We start from the raw sequence: 17,943 nt of genomic DNA on the forward strand, positions 1-17,943 counted from the left end.
TCCCCAACGACCTTCAACGGATTATGGACTGTGCAGATGAGCGGGAACTTCACGAGACCCACCCGCACCTGAGGTGCGGGCTCGACCGAACTACTGCTTATTGTGCCGGACGGACGTGAATTTCGCCACTGTGTCCCGACGGCCCTCGGGAACGGCTCCCCGGGCACGTGCACGGGCTGTCGGCCGGGCCGAGGCGAGGCGGTCTGCTGCGCCTCACGCCCGCGGGTGCGCCTGCTCGTAGCTGCGCCGCAGGCGGTCGACCGAGACATGCGTGTAGAGCTGGGTCGTCGCGAGGCTCGAGTGGCCGAGCAGTTCCTGCACCGCCCTAAGGTCGGCGCCACCGTCCAGCAGGTGGGTGGCGGCGGTGTGCCGGAGGGCGTGCGGGCCACGGGCGGCGGTGTCGCCCAGGGCTTCGAGTGCCTCCCTGACCTGCGTGCGGACGGCACGCTGGTCGATGCGCCCACCGCGCCGGCCGAGGAACAGGGCCGGGCCACTCTTCTCCGTCAGCCATCGCGGGCGCCCGCGTCGGAGCCAGTCGTCGATGGCATGCGCCGCCGGGACACCGTAGGGGACGGTACGCTCCTTCGACCCCTTGCCCAGGACGAGGAGGGTCCGCCGCTCGGTGTCGATGTCGTCGACGTCGAGACCCACCAGTTCTCCGACCCGCACGCCCGTGCCGTACAGCACCTCGACCATCGCCCGCCGCTGGAGCTCGTGCGGATCCCCCTCCAGCATCCGATCCTCGAGGTCCTCGAACAGCGCACCGGTCTGGGGCCGGCTGAGGACGGCCGGCAGGGACCTGGTGCGCTTGGGTGATCGGAGGCGCAGTGCCGGATTCGCCTGGATCAGTTCCTCCCGCACCGCCCAGTCCATGAAGGCCCGCACCGAGGCGGCACGGCGTGCGATCGTGGCGCGGGACAGGCCGGCGGCGTCGAGCTCGCCGAGCCACGCCCTGAAGTGGCGGAGTTCCAGCCTGTCCAGGGCTGAGACTCCGGACCGCCCGGCATGGGCGAAGAAGAGCTGCAGGTCCTTGCGGTACGCGCGCACCGTGTGCGGGGACCGGTTGCGCTCCCGCGTCAGGTACTGCTCGAAGCCCTCTGCGGCAGCATCCAGCGCCTGCCCCTGCCCTGCGCCCTCGTATGTCATCGTCCCTCCGGTACCAGTATCCACGTCCGTTCCGGTCCCCGCGCAGGGGGCGGTCGGAGGGCACGAAGCCCTGGCCCGGCCCGTCAGGCACCGCCCTCGGCCGGAACGGGTACCGGACCCGATTCGAAGCCGAGCAGCGCCGTCTTGGTCTCCAGGCCCGCCGCGTAGCCGACGACGGCGCCGGTGCTGCTGACCACGCGGTGTCCGGGGACGATGATCGACACCGGGTTGACTCTCACGGCCGCCCCGATCGCGCGTCCCATCGCAGGGTTGCCCAGGTCGCCCGCGATGTCGCGGTAGCTGCGGCGCCGCCCGTAGGGGATGCGTCTGAGGGTGGCCCAGACGGCGAGCTGGAAGGCCGTGCCCTGCAGCTCGATCGGCACCTCGAACTCCCGGCGGAGACCCGCGAAGTACTCTCCCAGCTCCGCGGCCGCCTGCCGCAGGAGGGCGACGGTCGGATCCGGTGGTGGGGCGGGCTCGACCGGGACGGTCGGCGCATGGGCCTCCTGCGCGCTGTCGGGCAGGCGTACCGGCCACCCGAGCGAGGCCCGGGGAGGCACCGGGGTGTGGTCGCCGTGGTACAGGCCGACGATCGCCGCGGTGCCGGCGACGATGCGGAGCGCTCCGACCGGTGAAGGGATCTCGACGTGCCATCGCTCGTCCTCGGGCAGGCGGCTGGTGCTACTCATGGATGTCCTCCTGGTGATGCCGGCGGATCGGTAGGTGTGGGACGAGGTGCCGGATACCTGCGGTGTCCCCGCCTCGGCGGCGCTTCAGCCCTCCCGCCGGCGCCACCCCCCGGCGGCCCTGACGGCGAGGCCGGCGAGTTCGAGGCGGGCAAGCCCGCTGATGACGTCGCGCGTGGACAGGCCCGCGACCGACGACAGCTTGTCGACGGTCGTCGCGGCACGTCTCGGCAGACCGTCCAGGAGCAGCAGATCCGGGACCGCCAGGCCGTCCTGCTCCCGTGCGGGCGACGCAGCCTCCCTCTCCCGGTCTCCCGGTTCGCTGCCGAGAGGACCGGCGAGTTCGGCCACGTCGGCGGCGTCGCTGACGCACACCGCACTCCCGTCCCTGAGCAGGCGGTGGCACCCGGCGGAGTTGGCGGAATGCACCGAGCCCGGTACCGCGCCCACTGCGCGGCCCAGGCCCGCCGCGTGATGGGCCGTGTTGAGGGCGCCGGACCGCCATCGGGCCTCCACAACCACCGTTACCGCGCTCAGGGCCGCGATCAGCCTGTTCCGCTGCAGGAACCGCCACCTGGTGGGCGAGCTGCCGGGTGGGACCTCGGAGATCAGCAGACCGCTGTCCGCGACCCTCCTCAGCAGGTCCTCGTTGCCCGCCGGGTAGTACCTGTCGACCCCGCAGGCGAGGAGGGCGATGGTCGGTGGGAGCTCCCCGTCCTCCGACGAGGCGAGAGCTGCCCGATGCGCCCGGGCGTCGATGCCGTAGGCGCCACCCGAGACCACCGAGAACCCGCGGGTCGCGAGCCCGGCCGCGATCTCGTCCGTGACCGAATCGCCGTAGGCGGTGCTGTCCCTCGAGCCCACCAGAGCGGCCGTCCGGACCCGCTCCGGGATGTCCTTCCGACCCCGTACCCAGAGGCACAGCGGAGCAGCGAGTTGCAGATCGTCCAGGGCCTCCGGCCACCCCGCGGACTCGGGCGTGAGGAGCCGCCCGCCGAGCCGCTCCAGCGTCGCCAGGTCCCGCTCGGGAGCGAGGTCGCCGAGACGCGCGGCCCACCGGGACAGCCCGTCGTCGAGGGGGTCCCGGCGGCCGCCGGACGTCCCCAGGGCTTCCTGCAGCATGCGTCGGACCTGCGAGCCCGCCGTCAGGTCGCGCCGGGCGATGCGCAGCGCGTCGTCGGGACCGACGAGGGACACCAGCGTCGGTCCGACCGCGTCCGAGGGCTCGAAGAGCCGTGACAGGGCGGCCCTCGCGACCCGGGTGCCGGCCGCCCCGGTCACGCCGCACGCTCCTGGATCCGGAGACCCAGGGCTGTGCCGACGTCGTCCGCGTCCGGGCGGCCACGGCCGGCGAGATCGGAGATCGTCCACGCGACGCGGAGGACCCTGTCCCAGCCGCGTGCGCTCACGAGGTTGCGGTCGAGAGCCCGGTCGAGCGAAGCGGTCACGGTCCGCGGCAGGGCGAGGTCGCCCCGGAGGACGCGTCCCTGGACCTCGGCGTTCGTGGTGTGGTCCCAGCGGCGCAGCCTCTCCCGCTGGGCCGCCCGCGCCTCCGCCACGCGTGAGGCCACGACCGCGGACGACTCGGCGCTCGACCCTCCCCGGTAGTCCGCCAGGCTCACCCGGTGCACCGCGAGCTGCAGATCGACGCGGTCCAGCAGCGGCCCGGACAGGCGGTTGAAGTACCTCCGCCGCTGCTGGGCCGTGCACAGGCAGTCGATCCCCTTGCCGTTGGCCAGTCCGCAGGGACAGGGGTTGAGCGCGAGGACCAGCTGAAACCGCGCGGGGTAGGACGCCGTCCCGGAGGCACGGTGGAGGACGAGGCGACCACTCTCCAGCGGCTCCCGCAGCGCCTCGAGGACGCGGCGCTCGTACTCCGGCGCCTCGTCGAGGAACAGGATCCCGCGATGCGCTCTCGACGCGGCGCCGGGTCTCGGGATGCCACTGCCCCCGCCGATGATGGAGGCGGGGGTCGCGGTGTGGTGCGGGCTCTCGAACGGTGGCTTGCGGACCAGTTCGGTACAGTGCCGCTCGCCGCTCAGGCTGTGGATCGCCGTCACCTCCATCGCCTGGTCGTCCTCGAGGTCCGGCAGGATGCCCGGCAGCCGTTCCGCGAGCATGGTCTTCCCCGCGCCGGGCGGCCCGACCATGAGGAGGTGGTGGGACCCCGCCGCGGCGACCTCGAGCGCGAACCGGGCCTCCTGCTGGCCCGCGATTTCCGACAGGTCCTTCAGGGGTTCGGCCCGCACCACGGGGACGCCCGACTCGCAGCGGTCCACGGGGTCTGGCAGCCGCACCTGCGTGGCGTCGGCGCCGAAGACCAGGGCCACCTCGGCGAGCGTCCGGAAGGAACGGACCTCGGCCGTCGGCACGAGCGCCGCCTCGGCGGCGTTCTCCTCCGCCACGACGATGCTGTGATGCCCGGCGTCCACGGCGGCCATCACGGCCGGCAGGACTCCGCGCACGGGGCGGAGCCGACCGTCCAGGCCCAGCTCCGCCAGGAAGACCGTGGGGCCGCAGCCGCGGACGTCCCCTGCGGCGGACAGGGCCGACATGACGATCGCGAGGTCGAAGGCCGATCCGCGCTTCGGCAGTGAGGCCGGGATGAGGTTCACGGTGATCTTGCGCCGGCTGAGGGGGACGCCCGCATTCCGGGCCGCCGCCCGGATACGGTCCTTCGCCTCGTTGAGCGACGCATCGGGGAGGCCGAGCAGCACGAAGGCCGGCAGGGTCTGGCCGATGTCCGCCTCCACCTCGATGACGTGCCCGTTCATACCGACGAGGGACACCGCGTAGGTGCGGCCGAGCGCCATCAGATCACCGCCCGGACGTGCTCGATCCGCGGCGCCCCCGAGCCGTCGTCGAGCACTCCCACGGCGTCGATGCGGAAGCCGCTGAACCTCAGGTCGTGCGCCCGCGCCCACTTCGAGGCGAGCAGGTACAGCCTCGCGAGCTTGCCCGCGGTGATGGCTTCGAGCGGCTGTCCGAAGTCGTCGGAGCTCCGCGTCTTGACCTCGACGATCACGAGCGTGGACCCGTCGACCGCCACGAGGTCGATCTCCCCTGCAGGACACCGCCAGTTGCGGTCGACGATCGTCAGTCCCGCCTGCTCCAGAAAGTCGGCTGCCGTCGCTTCCCCGCGACGCGCCAGTTGATCCTTGGCCAGCATCGGCCTCACCTCCTCCACCAGACTCGTGGGGTCAGCGGCCGGCCGCAGGATCCGCGGCGCCTATGTGGACAACCTCGAGCCCGGGTACGCCAGGGCGGGCGGCGGCATGCCGACCGGCTCCGCGCAGCAGGCGCTCCCGGGCCGGATACGGTCGGAGGGCTGGTCCCAGCTCCGCCTCACCTCGTACCGTAGGAGGGCGGCGTGAGGACGCCGGCACGAGCCGAAGGAGGACACCATGGAGACGAGCGAATTCCCTCCCGACGGGAGCGACGCCGATCTGCTGGAACAGGGCGTTCCCGACGAAGCCGCCGATACGGCCTCCGGCGGAGAGATCGCGGGCGAGGGGACGGGCGGGTCGGAGGCCGACCGCCTCGAACAGGCTGCCGACGTCCCGAGCGACGGCGAGGAGGCCTTCCCCCACGGAGGGACGGACGACGACAGCCCCACCGCCTGACGGAGGAGCACAGCCACCGGAACGCCCGGCGACCCGATCCCGCGGCCCGGGACGACGCGCCGGACGTCAGTTGCCCAGCGTGCCGTCCTTCGGGAGCGCGATGTCGTCCGACTTCGACAGCTCCTCGACGTTCACGTCCTTGAACGTGATCACGCGGACGTTCTTCACGAAACGCGCCGAACGGTAGACGTCCCAGACCCAGGCGTCCTGCAGCGTCAGGTCGAAGTACACCTCGCCGTCGGCGGACCGGGCCTGCAGGTCCACGTTGTTCGCCAGATAGAACCTGCGCTCCGTCTCGACGACGTAACTGAAGAGCCCGACGACGTCCCGGTACTCGCGGTAGAGCTGCAGCTCCATGTCGGTTTCGTAGTTCTCAAGATCCTCGGCACTCATCCGTTCATCATCCTCCACTTTCGATGCGCGTCGCGTCAGGCCTGTCCGCGCTTCCCAGGCGCCACGTCTTCCGGTGGTACTCGCTCGGTCCGGCGACGTCGATCGCCGCCCGGTGCCCCTCGGTGGCGTACCCCTTGTTCCCGTCCCAGCCGAAGGCCGGATGGCTCGCGGCGAGCGACACCATCAGGGCGTCGCGTTCCACCTTCGCCAGGACGCTCGCGGCGGCGACGCTCAGGCACTTCAGGTCCGCCTTGATCCGCGTATGGACCGGGGCCGTGCAGCCCCCGGGCTCCACGGGGGCCGCACCGCCGTCGCCGGTCCCGAAGAGGAGTCCCTGGGCCCGGGCGGACAACCAGTCGTGGTTGCCGTCGAGGATGACCGCATCCGGCGTGACCGTCTCCAGGACGGTCGCCCACGCCCGGGACCCGGCGGCGCGGAGGGCGGCCATGAGCCCGAGCTCGTCGATCTCCGCCGCCGATGCGTGTCCCACGGCGCACGCGACGGACCAGCGGCGGATCCGGGGCACCAGCGCCTCACGCTGGGCCGGCAGGAGCAGCTTGCTGTCCCGCACACCGCGCAGACCGGTCGCGGCGTCGAGGTCGACGACGACGATCCCGACGGACACGGGCCCGGCCAGCGCTCCCCTGCCCACCTCGTCGCAGCCGGCGATGTACCGGTGCCCGTGGGCGGCGAAGGCCCGCTCGACGCCGAGGGTGGGCGCGGCGGAGCGCCTGCGCACTGTGCTCATGACCCTGCAGGCGTGGACGCCGTACCCTGGGGCTCGGGGACGCCGTCGAAGACGTCCGGGTGGTTGCCGAGGAACGCGATGCGGTCCAGGGGCCAGGCGATGACGGCGGCCTTGCCCTCGATGTCGTCGACGTCGACGAAGCCCTTGCCCTCCTTGTCCTGGTTGGCGCGGGAGTCCGCCGAGGCGTTCCGATGGTCCCCCATGACCCACACCTTGCCCTCGGGGACGACGACGTCGAACGGGAGGTCCGAGGGGGTGGCACCGGGGAAGAGATAGGGCTCGTCGAGCGGCTCACCGTTGACCGTGAGCAGGCCCTGGGCGTCGCAGCAGATGACGTGGTCGCCCGGGAGCCCGATGACCCGCTTGACGAGGTGCTGCTGCGACTCGTCCGGGGCGAGGCCGATGAAGATCAGCGCCTCCTTCAGCCAGCTGACCTGCGCCTCCGGCTGGGGCGGGAGCCAGCTCTCCGTGTCGCGGAAAACGACGATGTCCCCCCGCTGGAGGTCGAAGGGCTGCGGTACGAGCTGGTTGACGAAGATGCGGTCGTCGATCTCGAGGGTCTCCTCCATGGATCCGGACGGGATGAAGAACGCCCGGAACAGGAAGGTCTTGATGAGGAAGGACAGCACCAGCGCGATCACGACGATCGTGGCGATCTCCTTCAGCCACGCCCCGAAGCCGCGGTCGGCGTCCTTCCTGCCGCGCGGGGAGTCGCCGGACGCCTCGCCGGTCGGAGCGCCGCCGGCCTGCTCGAACGCGTGTGCTGCGGGTGCCTCGGGCCCCGTGGGCGACTTCCTGCGGAAGCTCCGTGCCATGTGAATGGTGTCCTCTGTGGTCGTGATACCCGGTGGCCAACCGCCGGGTGCGGTCCTGCTGGGCGTCCGTACCGCTAGGACGCCGTCGCGGGCCGGTCGATCGGAGCGAACCGGTCAAGTGGCCAGACTAGCTGAAAGGCCCGCCCGATGATCCGATCCTCGGCGATGAGCCCTCCGCCCGGCGCGCCGAGCAGCGACCGGGAATCCATGGACGCCGAGCGGTGGTCCCCGAGGAGCCACACGCGCCCGTCGGGGACGACGACGTCGAATCGGTCCTCGCTCGGTACGTCACCCGCGTGGACGTACGGCTCGTCGGTCGTCGTCCCGTTGACGCTCAGGCGTCCGTCGGCCGAGCAGCAGGTCACGCGGTCGCCGCCGACGCCGATCACGCGCTTGACGTACACGGTGTCGCTGCCGGTGAGTCCGAGCCACTGGCCCGCGGCCGCCACGACACGCTCGGGGACACTGCGGGGATCCGTGATGGGGTCGAACGAGCCGCGGCCGTCGAAGACGACGACGTCGCCGCGACGCACCGTACCCGGCGTGTCGTCCAGTTTGGTGACGAGCACCCGGTCGCCTTCGACGAGCAGCGGCTCCATGGACGCCGAGGGGATGAAGTACACGTCGACGAGGAAACCGCGGACGAGTCCACTGATGAGGGCTGCGACGACGACGGCGGAGAACACGAAACGCCAGCCCACACGATGGGGCCGGCGTTTCGGGTGCTCTCCGACCGGTGACCGGGAAGCGGGGGTGGAATGCACCAGAGGGGTTACTTGACCGTCTTGGGGTCGCGCTTTTCCTTGATCTTGGCTGCCTTGCCGCGCAGTTCGCGCATGTAGTACAGCTTCGCGCGGCGCACGTCACCCTTGGAGACGACTTCGATCCGGTCGAGGACCGGGCTGTGGACGGGGAACGTACGCTCCACGCCGACACCGAAGCTCACCTTGCGGACCGTGAAGGTCTCGCGGATGCCGTCGCCCTGGCGGCCGACGACGAAGCCCTTGAAGATCTGAACACGGGTGTTCTTGCCTTCGATGATGTTGACGTGGACGTTGACGGTGTCGCCGGCGCGGAAGTCCGGGACGTTGTCGCGGAACGATCCGGCGTCGACGGAGTCGAGGATATGCATGCTGATTCTCCTGGTGAACGCCACAGGTCACTCACGTTGGTCACGGCGGTCGAGGACAGGACCCAGGGCCTAGGCAATGCCGCCGAAAGAGGTTTCCCGGCCGATCCGGAAAATCGGTGGCCGGGGTGTGCGAACTGTTGGCCGGACACCCCCTGTGGCAGGGTCCGGCCCAGTGGACACGATTCCCGATTATTCCACAGCCATGCGGCGATCCGCTAATGCGTCGTCCGCGTGAGCCTGCCGTCGACGACGTCGAATCCTGCCTCGCGCAGCGCCTTGAGTTCGGCCTTGGTCAGGGCCGTGGTGTCCACGGCCGCGAGCAGGTCCGGCCTCCGGTCGGCCGTGCGGTGGAACTGCTCGAGCCGCCGCCATTGCGCGATCCTCGCGTGGTTGCCACTGAGCAGCACCTCGGGGACGTCCCGGTCCCGCCACGACGACGGCTTGGTGTACACCGGGTATTCGAGCAGGCCGTCGGCGTGGGACTCCTCGACGAGCGACTCCGGGTTGCCGACGACGCCGGGGATGAGCCTGCCCACGGCCTCGACCATGGCCAGGACCGCCACTTCCCCACCGTTGAGCACGTAGTCGCCGAGGGATACGGGCCGCACGTCGAACCCGGCACGCGCCCAGTCGATCGCGCGCTCGTCGATGCCCTCGTACCGGCCGCAGGCGAAGACGAGGTGGTCCAGGTCCGCGAACTCGTGGGCCATGGCCTGGTCGAAGACCGCCCCGGCGGGCGACGGGACGACGAGCGTGGGCCGCCGCGGCGCCGCAGGCGCCTCGGCCAGCACGGCTTCGAGTGCCTGGGCCCAGGGCTCGGCCTTCATCACCATGCCGGCCCCGCCGCCGTAGGGGGTGTCGTCCACCGTCCGGTGCCGGTCGGTGGTGAAGGAGCGGAGGTCGTGGACGCGCACGTCGAGCACGCCGTCCTGCCGCGCCTTGCCGATCAGCGACAGGTCGAGTGCGGCGAGGTACTCCGGGAAGATGGAGACGACGTCGATGCGCACTAGTCGCGGGCCTCGCCGGGGGCGACGTCGTCGCCGTCGTCGGGTGCCTGGTTGGAGCCGGGGGTGTTGAGGTCGAACAGTCCGGCCGGCGGCACGATGGCCACGAAGCCCGCCTCCGGGTCGACCTCCGGCACGATCTCGCCCACGAACGGTACGAGCGCCTCGTGCCCGTCGGCGAGCTCGACCACCAGGAGGTCCTGGACCGCCATCGTCCGCAGGCCCGTCACCTTGCCCACGCTCACGCCGTCCACCCGGGCATCGAGGCCCACGAGCTCGTGCTCGTACCAGGCATCGTCCTCGTCGTGGGCCTCGTCCGTGTCGATGAAGAGCTGGGCACCGCGCAGCGTCTCCGCCTGGTTGCGATCGGCGATCTGCTCGAAGCCGACGATCAGGATGTCCTTGTTCCACCGCGCCCGGACCACGGTCAGCTCGGTGACCGTCGCATCCTCCACGCGGAAGGTCTCGCCGGCCTCGAACCTGTCCTCGGGGGCGTCCGTGAAGAGCTGGACGGTGACCTCGCCCCGGATGCCGTGGGGCTTGCCGATCCGCGCTACGAGTACATCCATGGTGGTGCTCCTGCTGTCTGTCGGTGGTGCTACAGGTGGTACATGAGATCGGCCCCACCACCATGTCCTGGTGATGGGGCCGATCGGGGTCGTGCCGAGCTCTGGGAGGGGTCAGCCCCGGCGGCGGTCGGTGTCGACGACGTCGACGCGCACCGGCTCGCCGTTCGCGAGGGCGGCCACCACGGTGCGCAGCGCGCGGGCGGTACGCCCCTGACGGCCGATCACGCGGCCGAGGTCCTCCTGGTGCACGCGCACCTCGAGCGTCTCGCCGCGGCGGTTGTTCTTCGCGGAGACCCGGACATCGTCCGGGTTGTCGACGATGCCGCGTACGAGGTGCTCCAGAGCTTCGGCCAGCAACCTACTCCGCCTCGGTCGCTTCCGTGGCGGCGTCGTCGTTCTTCTTCGCCTTCGGCGTGATCGCCTCGGGGACGATGACGGAACCCTTCTCGGGCACCACGAACGACTCCTTGGGCGCCTTGGTCCTCAGGGTGCCTTCCTGGCCCTTGAGTCCCTTGAACTTCTGCCAGTCACCCGTGATCTTAAGCAGGACGGAGACCTGCTCGGTCGGCTGGGCGCCGACTCCGAGCCAGTACTGGGCACGCTCGGAGTTGATCTCGATGAACGAGGGCTCCTCGGTGGGGTTGTACTTGCCGATCTCTTCGAGGGCACGGCCGTCACGCTTGGAGCGTGCATCCATGACGACGACACGGTAGAACGGTGCGCGGATCTTGCCCATGCGCTTGAGGCGAATCTTTACGGCCACTTGTGTGGTCACTCCTTGTAAATGAAAAGGGGCGAACCCGTCGTCCTGCTCCCGTGGGGCGGGCCATTCGGAGGGTTCAGAGGACACGATTCGCGCACAGAGAGAGGGGCTGTACGGATCGAGTACGAATCCATTGTGCCAGATGGCCGTACTTTAGGCGATTCCGCCGGCCACGTGCTCGACGGCGACCCGCAGGCGGTTCCGCCAGGGGTCCTCGAAGCGCAGTTCGGCCCCCGTGTGGTGGTTCTCGATGCCCGCGGAGGCGAGCCGGTCCGCGAGGGCGGCGACCTCGTCGGCGGACGGTACGCGGATGAGGACCTCGCCCAGGCCGAGGGTGTCCTTCCGCGGTCCGGCGCCCCTGCTGTTCCAGACGTTCATCGCCATGTGGTGGTGGTACCCGCCGGCCGAGACGAAGAGGGCCTGGTCGTGCCAGCCCGCGGTGCGCTCGAAGCCCAGCACGTCGACGTAGAAGCGCCGGGCCGTGTCCACGTCGCCCACCTGCAGGTGCACGTGCCCCACCGTCGCGCTCCTCGACGCCGCGGAGGACACCGCAGCCTCGGTGAGGTGCCGGCCGATGTACTCGCGCGGCGGCAGGGGCAGGCTGTCCATCGTCACCTCGCGGTTGCCGCGTCCGTCCTCCGTCCAGGCCCAGGACTCGCGCGGGCGGTCGAAGTACAGCTCGATGCCATTGCCCTCGGGGTCGCTGAAGTAGAACGCCTCGCTGACCAGGTGGTCCGCACTGCCCACGTAGGCGCTCCGGGGGTGCCGTGCGGCCGACGCGACGGCAGCGGCGAGATCCGCACGATCGGCGAAGAGGAGGGCGGTGTGGAACAGGCCCGCTTCTCCGCGGGGAGGGAGACGGAGCTGTCCTGCTTCCTCGAGGCGGACCACCGCGCTCCCCCGCCGCCCGAGGACGACCGCGCCCTCTCCGTCGTCGAGCACCTCGAGACCGAGCGCGGTGGCGTAGTAGGTGGACATGAGCGCCAGATCGCCGACCTTCAGCATCAGCGGCCCCATGGCGGTATCGGCGGGTAGGAGATCCTGCGCGGACATGTTGCTCCTCGGAGTGCGGAAGTAGGACATCCGATACAACTTGTTGAAGCTTCAACTTATTCCCGGAGGCCAGAGCCGCGGCGCCGGTCCGGACGCGGTGGAACGCCCCCGCGGGGATGGGCACCCGGCGCGGCGGCCCGACGAGGGGCGGGAACATCCGGGGACGCTCCTGCCCGCGGGCGATCAGGCCGCGACGTCGAGACGGGCTGCCGCCAGGAACGCGCGGATCAGTGCCGCGCCCTCGGTGGTGTCGTGCGGCCGGTGACCGCCCGGCGCGATGCGGTGGATGGCGCCGGTGCCCGCGAGGTACTCGGCCACCTCCTCGTACAGCGGTTCCCACCCACCCGTAAGGACGAGCGTGGGCACGCCGGGCACGATCGTCAGGGGCGCCTCCCAGGGTGGGCTCTGGAGCCGGAGGCGGGCGGCATCACGCCGCGCGTCGTCGGTGGAGGGCACACGCGCCTCGGCATCGAAGGCGCGGCGGACGAAAGCCTGCAGGAAGTCGTCGTCGGACATGTCGGCACGCTCCGCGAACAGGGGCGCCATCACACCGATGTGCGCCGCCGTCGCCGGGAGGTCCGAGGTCAGGGACAGGCAGGCGGGTTCGATCAGCGTGAGCGTGCGCACGAGGTCGGGACGCTCGACGGCGAGCATCATAGCGGAGACGGCTCCCTGGGAGTGGGCGACGACGTGCCCCCCTCGCCCGAGGGCTTCCGCGAGGATGGCCTGGTCGCGGCCGTGGTCCGTCGGGAGCGGCTCGTCCGAGGCGGAGAAGCCGTGCCGGCGCACGTACAGGCAGTCGTAGTCCAGGGACAGGCCGTGCTGGCGGGGCCAGGCGGCAGCGCCGAAGGCCCCGCTGCCGTGGACGAACACCGCGCGCTCGAGGGTCATCGTCTCCTACCCGCGGTCCCGCAGGTCCCGCAGGTCCCGCAGGTCCCGACCGTCATCCGGAGCACCGGAACGCTACTTGCCGAGGAACTTGTCGAAGCCCTTGGGGAGGTTCATCGCCGACGGATCGAAGTCCGCCTGGCCGCCGAAGGCAGCACCGGTGGGAGCTGCCGTGCGGGCGGCCGCGCGACGCGCCTCCGCTTCCTGCAGCTCCTGCGCGGCCTTCGCCGGGTTGCCCGAGCGGGGCTTCTTCTTGCCCTTCGCCGCGACGGCCTTCTTGCGGGGACCGCCGAAACCTCCGGGCCCGGCCATCCCGGGCATCCCCGGGATGCCGCCGCCCGAGGCCATCTTCCTCATCATCTTCTGGGCCTGGCCGAAGCGCTCGAGCAGGCCGTTGACCTCGGAGACGTGCACGCCGGAACCACGGGCGATCCTCGCCCGGCGGGATCCGTTGATGATCTTCGGTGCCAGGCGCTCGTGCGGAGTCATCGAGCGGACGATGGCCTCGACGCGGTCGATCTCCCGCTCGTCGAAGTTCTCCAGCTGCTCGCGCATGTTGGCGGCACCCGGCATCATCATGAGCATCTTCTTCATGGAGCCCATGTTGCGGATCTGCTGCATCTGGGCGAGGAAGTCGTCGAGGGTGAAGTCCTCCTGGTCGGCGAACTTCTTCGCCATCCGGGCTGCCTCGTCCTTGTCCCAGGACTGCTCGGCCTGCTCGATCAGGGTGAGGATGTCGCCCATGTCGAGGATGCGCGAGGCCATCCGGTCGGGGTGGAACAGTTCGAAGTCGTTCAGTCCCTCACCCGTGGAGGCGAACATGACCGGCTTGCCCGTCACGGACGCGACCGAGAGGGCCGCACCGCCCCGGGCGTCGCCGTCAAGCTTGGTGAGGACGACGCCGGTGAAATCGACGCCCTCGTTGAAGGCGAGCGCGGTGTTGACGGCGTCCTGGCCGATCATCGCGTCGATGACGAACAGCACCTCGTCCGGGTTGATCGCGGCGCGGATGTCCGCGGCCTGCTGCATCAGTTCGGCGTCGACGCCCAGGCGGCCGGCGGTGTCCACGATGACGACGTCGTGCAGGCGGGCGCGCGCCTCGGCGATACCCTGGCGGGCGACGGCGACCGGATCGCCGGTCGCGGACTCGAACTCCGAGCTGACGCCGGGGTGCGGGGCGTACACGGGCACTCCCGCGCGTTCGCCGTTGACCTGGAGCTGCCGGACGGCGTTCGGGCGCTGGAGGTCGCAGGCGACGAGCAGCGGGCTGTGGCCCTGGCCCTTGAGCCACTTGGACAGCTTGCCGGCGAGCGTGGTCTTGCCCGCGCCCTGCAGGCCCGCGAGCATGATCACGGTCGGCGGGTTCTTCGCGAGCCGCAGGCGGCGCGTCTCGCCGCCGAGGATCCCGACGAGTTCCTCGTTGACGATCTTGACGACCTGCTGGCCCGGGTTCAGGGCCTGGGAGACCTCGAGGCCGAGGGCGCGTTCCTTGACGGCGGCCGTGAAGGCACGCACCACGGGGACCGCGACGTCGGCGTCGAGCAGGGCGCGCCTGATCTCGCGGACGGTCGCGTCGATGTCCGCCTCGGTGAGGCGGCCCTTGCCGCGGAGATTCTTGAAGGTCGCAGTCAGCCGGTCGGAGAGTGTATTGAACACGTGCCGTGCACTTCTTTCATCGGGAAGTAGAGAGACTCAACTCCCTAGGGTACCAACTGGGGGTGCGGGAAGGTTGACCAGGCGCGCTCCCGCCGGGCGGTAGGGACGACCCCGGCGCAACCGTGCGTGCATCCGCGGGGGCGGGACACCCACGGGGATAAGTGGCAAGGTGAGGAGGTGGATACTTCCTCTCTCGCAGAACACGACACCATTCCCGCCGAGGCCGAGACGCGCGTGAAGACGCTGCTGATCCTGGGCGCCTCGGGCGATCTGACGGGCCGGCTCCTGCTGCCGGGGCTCGCGCGGCTGATCCGCCTCGGCCGGGCCGACGGCCTGCAGCTCGTCGGAGCCGGATCCGACGACTGGTCGGACGAGCAGTGGCGTGAGCGCGTGGACGTGGCCTTCGCGGCCGCGCTGGAGAAGGCGGACGACCGCGGTCGCGCGGCGCTCGAGCAGGTACGCGACACCAGTTCCTACCACTTCATCGACGTCACCCAGAGCGGCCTCGCCGCGCTCGTCGCGACGCTCGAGGGCCCGGTCGCGATCTACTTCGCGCTGCCGCCGGCCGTCAGCCAGAAGGCCTGCAGCGCCCTGGGCCCGGACTCCCTGCCGAAGAGCACACGCCTCGTGATGGAGAAGCCGTTCGGTACGGACCAGGCCAGCGCGCACCGCCTCAACGGGAAGCTCTCCAGGCTGGTCCCCGAGCAGAACATCCACCGGGTGGACCATTTCCTCGGCAAGGCGACGGTCTTCAACATCCTCGGCCTGCGGTTCGCCAACCGCATCCTGGAACCGGTGTGGAACAACCTCCACATCGAGAAGGTGGAGGTCATCTTCGACGAGGACCTCGCGCTCGAGAACCGGGCACGCTACTACGACGGCGCGGGCGCCCTCCGCGACATGATCCAGAGCCACCTGCTCCACGTGATGGCGCTGCTGGCCCTCAATGCGCCCTCTACCCTGCACGAGCGGGACCTGCGCGACCACATCGGGTCCGTCCTCCGGGCGAGCTCCGTGGACCTGGACGCCCCGGGCAGCAGCCGGCGCGCGCGGTACGTAGCGGGCACGATCGGCGAGCGGCAGATCGTCGACTACACCGCCGAGCCCGGCGTCGACAGCGCCAAGGGCACCGAGACGCTCGCAGAGGTCACCGTGTCCATCAACAACGAGCGCTGGTCCGGCGTCCCGTTCGTCCTCCGCTCGGGCAAGGCGCTCGGCGCCAAGCGCAAGGAGGCCGTCATCACGTTCCGGCCTGTCAGCCACCTCCCCGTCGGGTTCACCGGCCAGGACGCGCCGACGAAGCTGCGCATCGGGTTCGGCCCGGACACGCTGCAGCTCGAACTGGACGTGAACGGTCCCGGCGACATCTTCGCGCTCGACCGTGCCACCCTCAGCGCCGACCTCAACGAGTCGGACCTGCTGCCCTACGGCGAGGTGCTCGACGGCGTGCTCGCGGGCGATCCGACCCTGTCCGTCCGCGGCGACACCGCGGAGGACTGCTGGCGGATCGTGGAACCCGTCCTCACGGCGTGGTCGCAGGACCGCGTACCCCTCGAGGAGTACGTGGCGGGATCGGTGGGCCCCGAGGCGTGGCCGTCGTCGCACGGCCGGGCCTGACCCGCCCCCGTACGAAGGAAGGGCCGCCATCCGGCGGCCCTTCCTTGCTGCACCGGGGTGCCGGCGCCCTGCTGTCCGAACCCTAGAGGGCCGCTTCTCCCCGCTCGCCGGTGCGGACGCGGACGGCCTCCTCGACCGGGATGACCCATACCTTGCCGTCGCCCGCGCGGCCGGTGTTGGCGGTGGACACCAGGACATCGACGATGTCGGTGACCCAGGCGTCCGCGACGAGCACCTCGACGCGCGCCTTCTGCAGGAGGTCGACGGTGTACTCCGCGCCGCGGTAGACCTCGGTGTGGCCGCGCTGGCGGCCGTAGCCGCTGGCCTGGCTGACCGTGAGGCCCTGGACGCCGTAGTTCTCCAGGGCTCCCCGGACGCCGTCGAGCTTGTCTGGTCGGACGATCGCTGTCACCAGTTTCATGAATGTATGCCCTCCGTGACGTTCTGCTGGGTGGTCTGTGGCTGTGCGGACTTCTGCTGCCCGAACATCTGGTCGGCGAAGGGGTGGAACGATCCTCCGACCCCGAGCCCGCCGAACTCGTAGGCGGTCTCGGCGTGCTCCGAGAGGTCGACGCCGGACACCTCGTTGTCAGGGCTGATGCGGAAGCCGATGGTCTTGTGGATGGCGAGGCCGATGATCGCGGTCATGACCGCGGACAGGGCGATCGCGATGGCTGCCGCGACGACCTGCGCGACGAGCTGGCTCGGGCCGGCGCCGTAGAACAGTCCGCCGCCCTCACCGTCGACCGGCATCATGATGAACCCGAGGGACAGCGTGCCGATGATCCCCGCGACTAGGTGGACGGCGACGACGTCGAGCGAGTCGTCGAAGCCGAGGCGGTACTTGATGCCGACGGCGAGGGCGCAGAGCGCCCCCGAGACGATGCCGAGTCCCACGGCGCCCACGGGGCTGACATTGGCGCAGGCCGGCGTGATGGCCACGAGGCCGGCCACGATGCCCGACGCGGCGCCGAGCGACGTCGGCCGTCCGTCACGGATGCGTTCCGTCACGAGCCAGCCGACCATCGCGGCAGCGGGTGCGGCCATGGTGTTGATCCAGATGAGGCCGGCCTCCTCGGCCGATCCCGCCGCGCCGCCGTTGAACCCGAACCACCCGAACCACAGGAGGGCGGCCCCGAGCATCACGAACGGGATGTTGTGCGGCCGCTGCGCGGGGTCCTTGCCGAAGCCCTGGCGCTTGCCGAGGATCAGGGCGAGGACGAGCGCTGCGACGCCGGCGCTGATGTGCACGACGGTGCCGCCCGCGAAGTCGATGGCCTCACCGACGGCGCCGCCCACTGCGCCGTCCGCGCTCAGGAGCCCGCCACCCCACACCATGAAGGCGAGCGGGCAGTACACGGCGGTGACCCAGATGGGGACGAAGAGCGTCCAGGCGCCGAACTTGGCGCGGTCGGCGATCGCACCGCTGATCAGCGCCACGGTGATGATCGCGAAGGTGGCGCCGTAGCCGGCCCCGATGAGGTCCTCGGTGCCGATGAGGTTCGTCAGGCCGAAGGAGGTGAACGGGTTGCCGAAGAGCTGCGCGACGCCGTCGCCGCCCGTCATGGAGTAGCCCCAGAGGACCCAGACGATCCCTACGAGGCCGACGGCGATGAAACTCATCATCATCATGTTGAGGGCGGCCTTGGCGCGGGTCATACCGCCGTAGAAGAAGGCTAGGCCGGGGGTCATGAGTAGTACGAGGGCGGCTGAGATCATCACCCAGACGTGACCTGCTGTCAGATCCATCGAACGCGGTCCTTCCGAAGTGGGCGGGAACTTCCCGCTCCTCCAGAATGCGATGGACGTATTTCCGGCTGCTGGGTGTCGCGTTGCGCGCAGGTTACAGA

Annotated in this window: 22 protein-coding genes; 3 read left to right on the plus strand and 19 right to left on the minus strand. The window is 70.6% G+C overall.

Annotated features, from left to right (window positions below):
* Positions 1-213 precede the first annotated feature (213 nt).
* From CXQ97_RS00255 to CXQ97_RS00275, 5 genes are all read right to left on the minus strand, one after another.
* A complete protein-coding gene (locus CXQ97_RS00255) occupies positions 214-1,146 on the minus strand; it encodes a tyrosine recombinase XerC (protein ID WP_104178862.1) in 933 nt (310 codons plus the stop codon).
* A gap of 83 nt (positions 1,147-1,229) precedes the next feature.
* On the minus strand, positions 1,230-1,835 hold the full coding sequence (locus CXQ97_RS00260) for a methylated-DNA--[protein]-cysteine S-methyltransferase (RefSeq protein WP_104178863.1): 606 nt from the start codon (positions 1,833-1,835) through the stop codon (positions 1,230-1,232).
* 84 nt (positions 1,836-1,919) lie between these two features.
* Entirely contained in the window at positions 1,920-3,113 is a 1,194-nt protein-coding gene (gene dprA, locus CXQ97_RS00265) for a DNA-processing protein DprA (RefSeq protein WP_104178864.1), read from the minus strand.
* Positions 3,110-4,645: a YifB family Mg chelatase-like AAA ATPase gene (locus CXQ97_RS00270; protein ID WP_104178865.1), complete on the minus strand. Its 1,536-nt coding sequence runs from the start codon at positions 4,643-4,645 to the stop codon at positions 3,110-3,112. Before CXQ97_RS00270 ends, dprA begins: the two co-directional genes overlap by 4 nt.
* Positions 4,645-5,010: a YraN family protein gene (locus CXQ97_RS00275; protein ID WP_181034926.1), complete on the minus strand. Its 366-nt coding sequence runs from the start codon at positions 5,008-5,010 to the stop codon at positions 4,645-4,647. Before CXQ97_RS00275 ends, CXQ97_RS00270 begins: the two co-directional genes overlap by 1 nt.
* On the opposite strand from CXQ97_RS00275, the gene CXQ97_RS19315 reads away from it, so the two are divergent.
* Both CXQ97_RS19315 and CXQ97_RS00280 read left to right on the plus strand, forming a co-directional pair.
* On the plus strand, positions 4,991-5,206 hold the full coding sequence (locus CXQ97_RS19315) for a hypothetical protein (protein ID WP_146069543.1): 216 nt from the start codon (positions 4,991-4,993) through the stop codon (positions 5,204-5,206). The genes CXQ97_RS00275 and CXQ97_RS19315 overlap by 20 nt on opposite strands.
* A 30-nt stretch (positions 5,207-5,236) precedes the next feature.
* The gene (locus CXQ97_RS00280; protein WP_104178867.1) at positions 5,237-5,455 is read left to right on the plus strand and encodes a hypothetical protein; all 219 of its coding nucleotides are present in this window, start codon (positions 5,237-5,239) and stop codon (positions 5,453-5,455) included.
* A gap of 66 nt (positions 5,456-5,521) precedes the next feature.
* Here CXQ97_RS00280 and CXQ97_RS00285 read toward each other — a convergent pair whose 3' ends face one another.
* From CXQ97_RS00285 to ffh, 12 genes are all read right to left on the minus strand, one after another.
* Positions 5,522-5,848: a DUF2469 domain-containing protein gene (locus CXQ97_RS00285; RefSeq protein ID WP_104050546.1), complete on the minus strand. Its 327-nt coding sequence runs from the start codon at positions 5,846-5,848 to the stop codon at positions 5,522-5,524.
* Between the two features lie 7 nt (positions 5,849-5,855).
* On the minus strand, positions 5,856-6,596 hold the full coding sequence (locus CXQ97_RS00290) for a ribonuclease HII (RefSeq protein WP_104178868.1): 741 nt from the start codon (positions 6,594-6,596) through the stop codon (positions 5,856-5,858).
* Positions 6,593-7,411 (minus strand): signal peptidase I, encoded by an 819-nt coding sequence (lepB, locus tag CXQ97_RS00295; RefSeq protein ID WP_104178869.1) that lies wholly within the window; start codon positions 7,409-7,411, stop codon positions 6,593-6,595. The genes CXQ97_RS00290 and lepB (CXQ97_RS00295) overlap by 4 nt, the downstream gene beginning before the upstream one ends.
* Before the next feature lie 74 nt (positions 7,412-7,485).
* Positions 7,486-8,175, minus strand: coding sequence for a signal peptidase I (gene lepB / locus CXQ97_RS00300; protein ID WP_104178870.1), 690 nt, complete (start codon positions 8,173-8,175; stop codon positions 7,486-7,488).
* Positions 8,176-8,183: 8 nt separating this feature from the next.
* Entirely contained in the window at positions 8,184-8,543 is a 360-nt protein-coding gene (gene rplS / locus CXQ97_RS00305) for a 50S ribosomal protein L19 (RefSeq protein ID WP_104166690.1), read from the minus strand.
* A 215-nt stretch (positions 8,544-8,758) separates the two neighbouring features.
* Entirely contained in the window at positions 8,759-9,550 is a 792-nt protein-coding gene (trmD, locus tag CXQ97_RS00310) for a tRNA (guanosine(37)-N1)-methyltransferase TrmD (RefSeq protein ID WP_104178871.1), read from the minus strand.
* A complete protein-coding gene (gene rimM, locus CXQ97_RS00315) occupies positions 9,550-10,116 on the minus strand; it encodes a ribosome maturation factor RimM (RefSeq protein ID WP_104178872.1) in 567 nt (188 codons plus the stop codon). Before rimM ends, trmD begins: the two co-directional genes overlap by 1 nt.
* A gap of 111 nt (positions 10,117-10,227) precedes the next feature.
* On the minus strand, positions 10,228-10,473 hold the full coding sequence (locus CXQ97_RS00320) for an RNA-binding protein (RefSeq protein WP_104050540.1): 246 nt from the start codon (positions 10,471-10,473) through the stop codon (positions 10,228-10,230).
* 1 nt (position 10,474) lies between these two features.
* On the minus strand, positions 10,475-10,879 hold the full coding sequence (rpsP, locus tag CXQ97_RS00325; protein ID WP_104178873.1) for a 30S ribosomal protein S16: 405 nt from the start codon (positions 10,877-10,879) through the stop codon (positions 10,475-10,477).
* 153 nt (positions 10,880-11,032) lie between these two features.
* Entirely contained in the window at positions 11,033-11,932 is a 900-nt protein-coding gene (locus tag CXQ97_RS00330) for a VOC family protein (protein ID WP_104178874.1), read from the minus strand.
* 183 nt (positions 11,933-12,115) lie between these two features.
* On the minus strand, positions 12,116-12,823 hold the full coding sequence (locus CXQ97_RS00335) for an alpha/beta fold hydrolase (protein WP_104178875.1): 708 nt from the start codon (positions 12,821-12,823) through the stop codon (positions 12,116-12,118).
* 72 nt (positions 12,824-12,895) lie between these two features.
* A complete protein-coding gene (gene ffh, locus CXQ97_RS00340; RefSeq protein WP_104178876.1) occupies positions 12,896-14,476 on the minus strand; it encodes a signal recognition particle protein in 1,581 nt (526 codons plus the stop codon).
* A gap of 177 nt (positions 14,477-14,653) precedes the next feature.
* Here ffh and CXQ97_RS00345 point away from each other — a divergent pair, with 177 nt between their 5' ends.
* Complete coding sequence (locus tag CXQ97_RS00345) at positions 14,654-16,093, plus strand: glucose-6-phosphate dehydrogenase (RefSeq protein ID WP_258062104.1); 1,440 nt, start codon at positions 14,654-14,656, stop codon at positions 16,091-16,093.
* 82 nt (positions 16,094-16,175) lie between these two features.
* Here CXQ97_RS00345 and CXQ97_RS00350 read toward each other — a convergent pair whose 3' ends face one another.
* Together CXQ97_RS00350 and CXQ97_RS00355 are read right to left on the minus strand one after the other, a co-directional pair.
* Positions 16,176-16,514, minus strand: a complete 339-nt coding sequence (locus tag CXQ97_RS00350; protein WP_043445797.1) for a P-II family nitrogen regulator — start codon at positions 16,512-16,514, stop codon at positions 16,176-16,178.
* On the minus strand, positions 16,511-17,842 hold the full coding sequence (locus CXQ97_RS00355) for an ammonium transporter (RefSeq protein ID WP_104178877.1): 1,332 nt from the start codon (positions 17,840-17,842) through the stop codon (positions 16,511-16,513). The genes CXQ97_RS00350 and CXQ97_RS00355 overlap by 4 nt, the downstream gene beginning before the upstream one ends.
* Between the last annotated feature and the right edge of the window lie 101 nt (positions 17,843-17,943).

The sequence above is a fragment of the Arthrobacter sp. B0490 genome (assembly GCF_002929355.1).
Classification (GTDB): domain Bacteria; phylum Actinomycetota; class Actinomycetes; order Actinomycetales; family Micrococcaceae; genus Arthrobacter_D.

Excerpts from the sequence above, each read along its gene's own strand:
- CXQ97_RS00285 (WP_104050546.1), bottom strand. The coding sequence starts at position 5,848 with ATGAGTGCCGAGGATCTTGAGAACTACGAAACCGACATGGAGCTGCAG.
- rplS (WP_104166690.1), bottom strand. The coding sequence starts at position 8,543 with ATGCATATCCTCGACTCCGTCGACGCCGGATCGTTCCGCGACAACGTC.
- CXQ97_RS00260 (WP_104178863.1), bottom strand. The coding sequence starts at position 1,835 with ATGAGTAGCACCAGCCGCCTGCCCGAGGACGAGCGATGGCACGTCGAG.
- CXQ97_RS00255 (WP_104178862.1), bottom strand. The coding sequence starts at position 1,146 with ATGACATACGAGGGCGCAGGGCAGGGGCAGGCGCTGGATGCTGCCGCA.
- CXQ97_RS00330 (WP_104178874.1), bottom strand. The coding sequence starts at position 11,932 with ATGTCCGCGCAGGATCTCCTACCCGCCGATACCGCCATGGGGCCGCTG.
- CXQ97_RS00270 (WP_104178865.1), bottom strand. The coding sequence starts at position 4,645 with ATGGCGCTCGGCCGCACCTACGCGGTGTCCCTCGTCGGTATGAACGGG.
- rimM (WP_104178872.1), bottom strand. The coding sequence starts at position 10,116 with ATGGATGTACTCGTAGCGCGGATCGGCAAGCCCCACGGCATCCGGGGC.
- lepB (WP_104178869.1), bottom strand. The coding sequence starts at position 7,411 with ATGGCACGGAGCTTCCGCAGGAAGTCGCCCACGGGGCCCGAGGCACCC.
- CXQ97_RS00335 (WP_104178875.1), bottom strand. The coding sequence starts at position 12,823 with ATGACCCTCGAGCGCGCGGTGTTCGTCCACGGCAGCGGGGCCTTCGGC.
- CXQ97_RS00280 (WP_104178867.1), top strand. The coding sequence starts at position 5,237 with ATGGAGACGAGCGAATTCCCTCCCGACGGGAGCGACGCCGATCTGCTG.
- CXQ97_RS00355 (WP_104178877.1), bottom strand. The coding sequence starts at position 17,842 with ATGGATCTGACAGCAGGTCACGTCTGGGTGATGATCTCAGCCGCCCTC.
- CXQ97_RS00350 (WP_043445797.1), bottom strand. The coding sequence starts at position 16,514 with ATGAAACTGGTGACAGCGATCGTCCGACCAGACAAGCTCGACGGCGTC.
- CXQ97_RS00290 (WP_104178868.1), bottom strand. The coding sequence starts at position 6,596 with ATGAGCACAGTGCGCAGGCGCTCCGCCGCGCCCACCCTCGGCGTCGAG.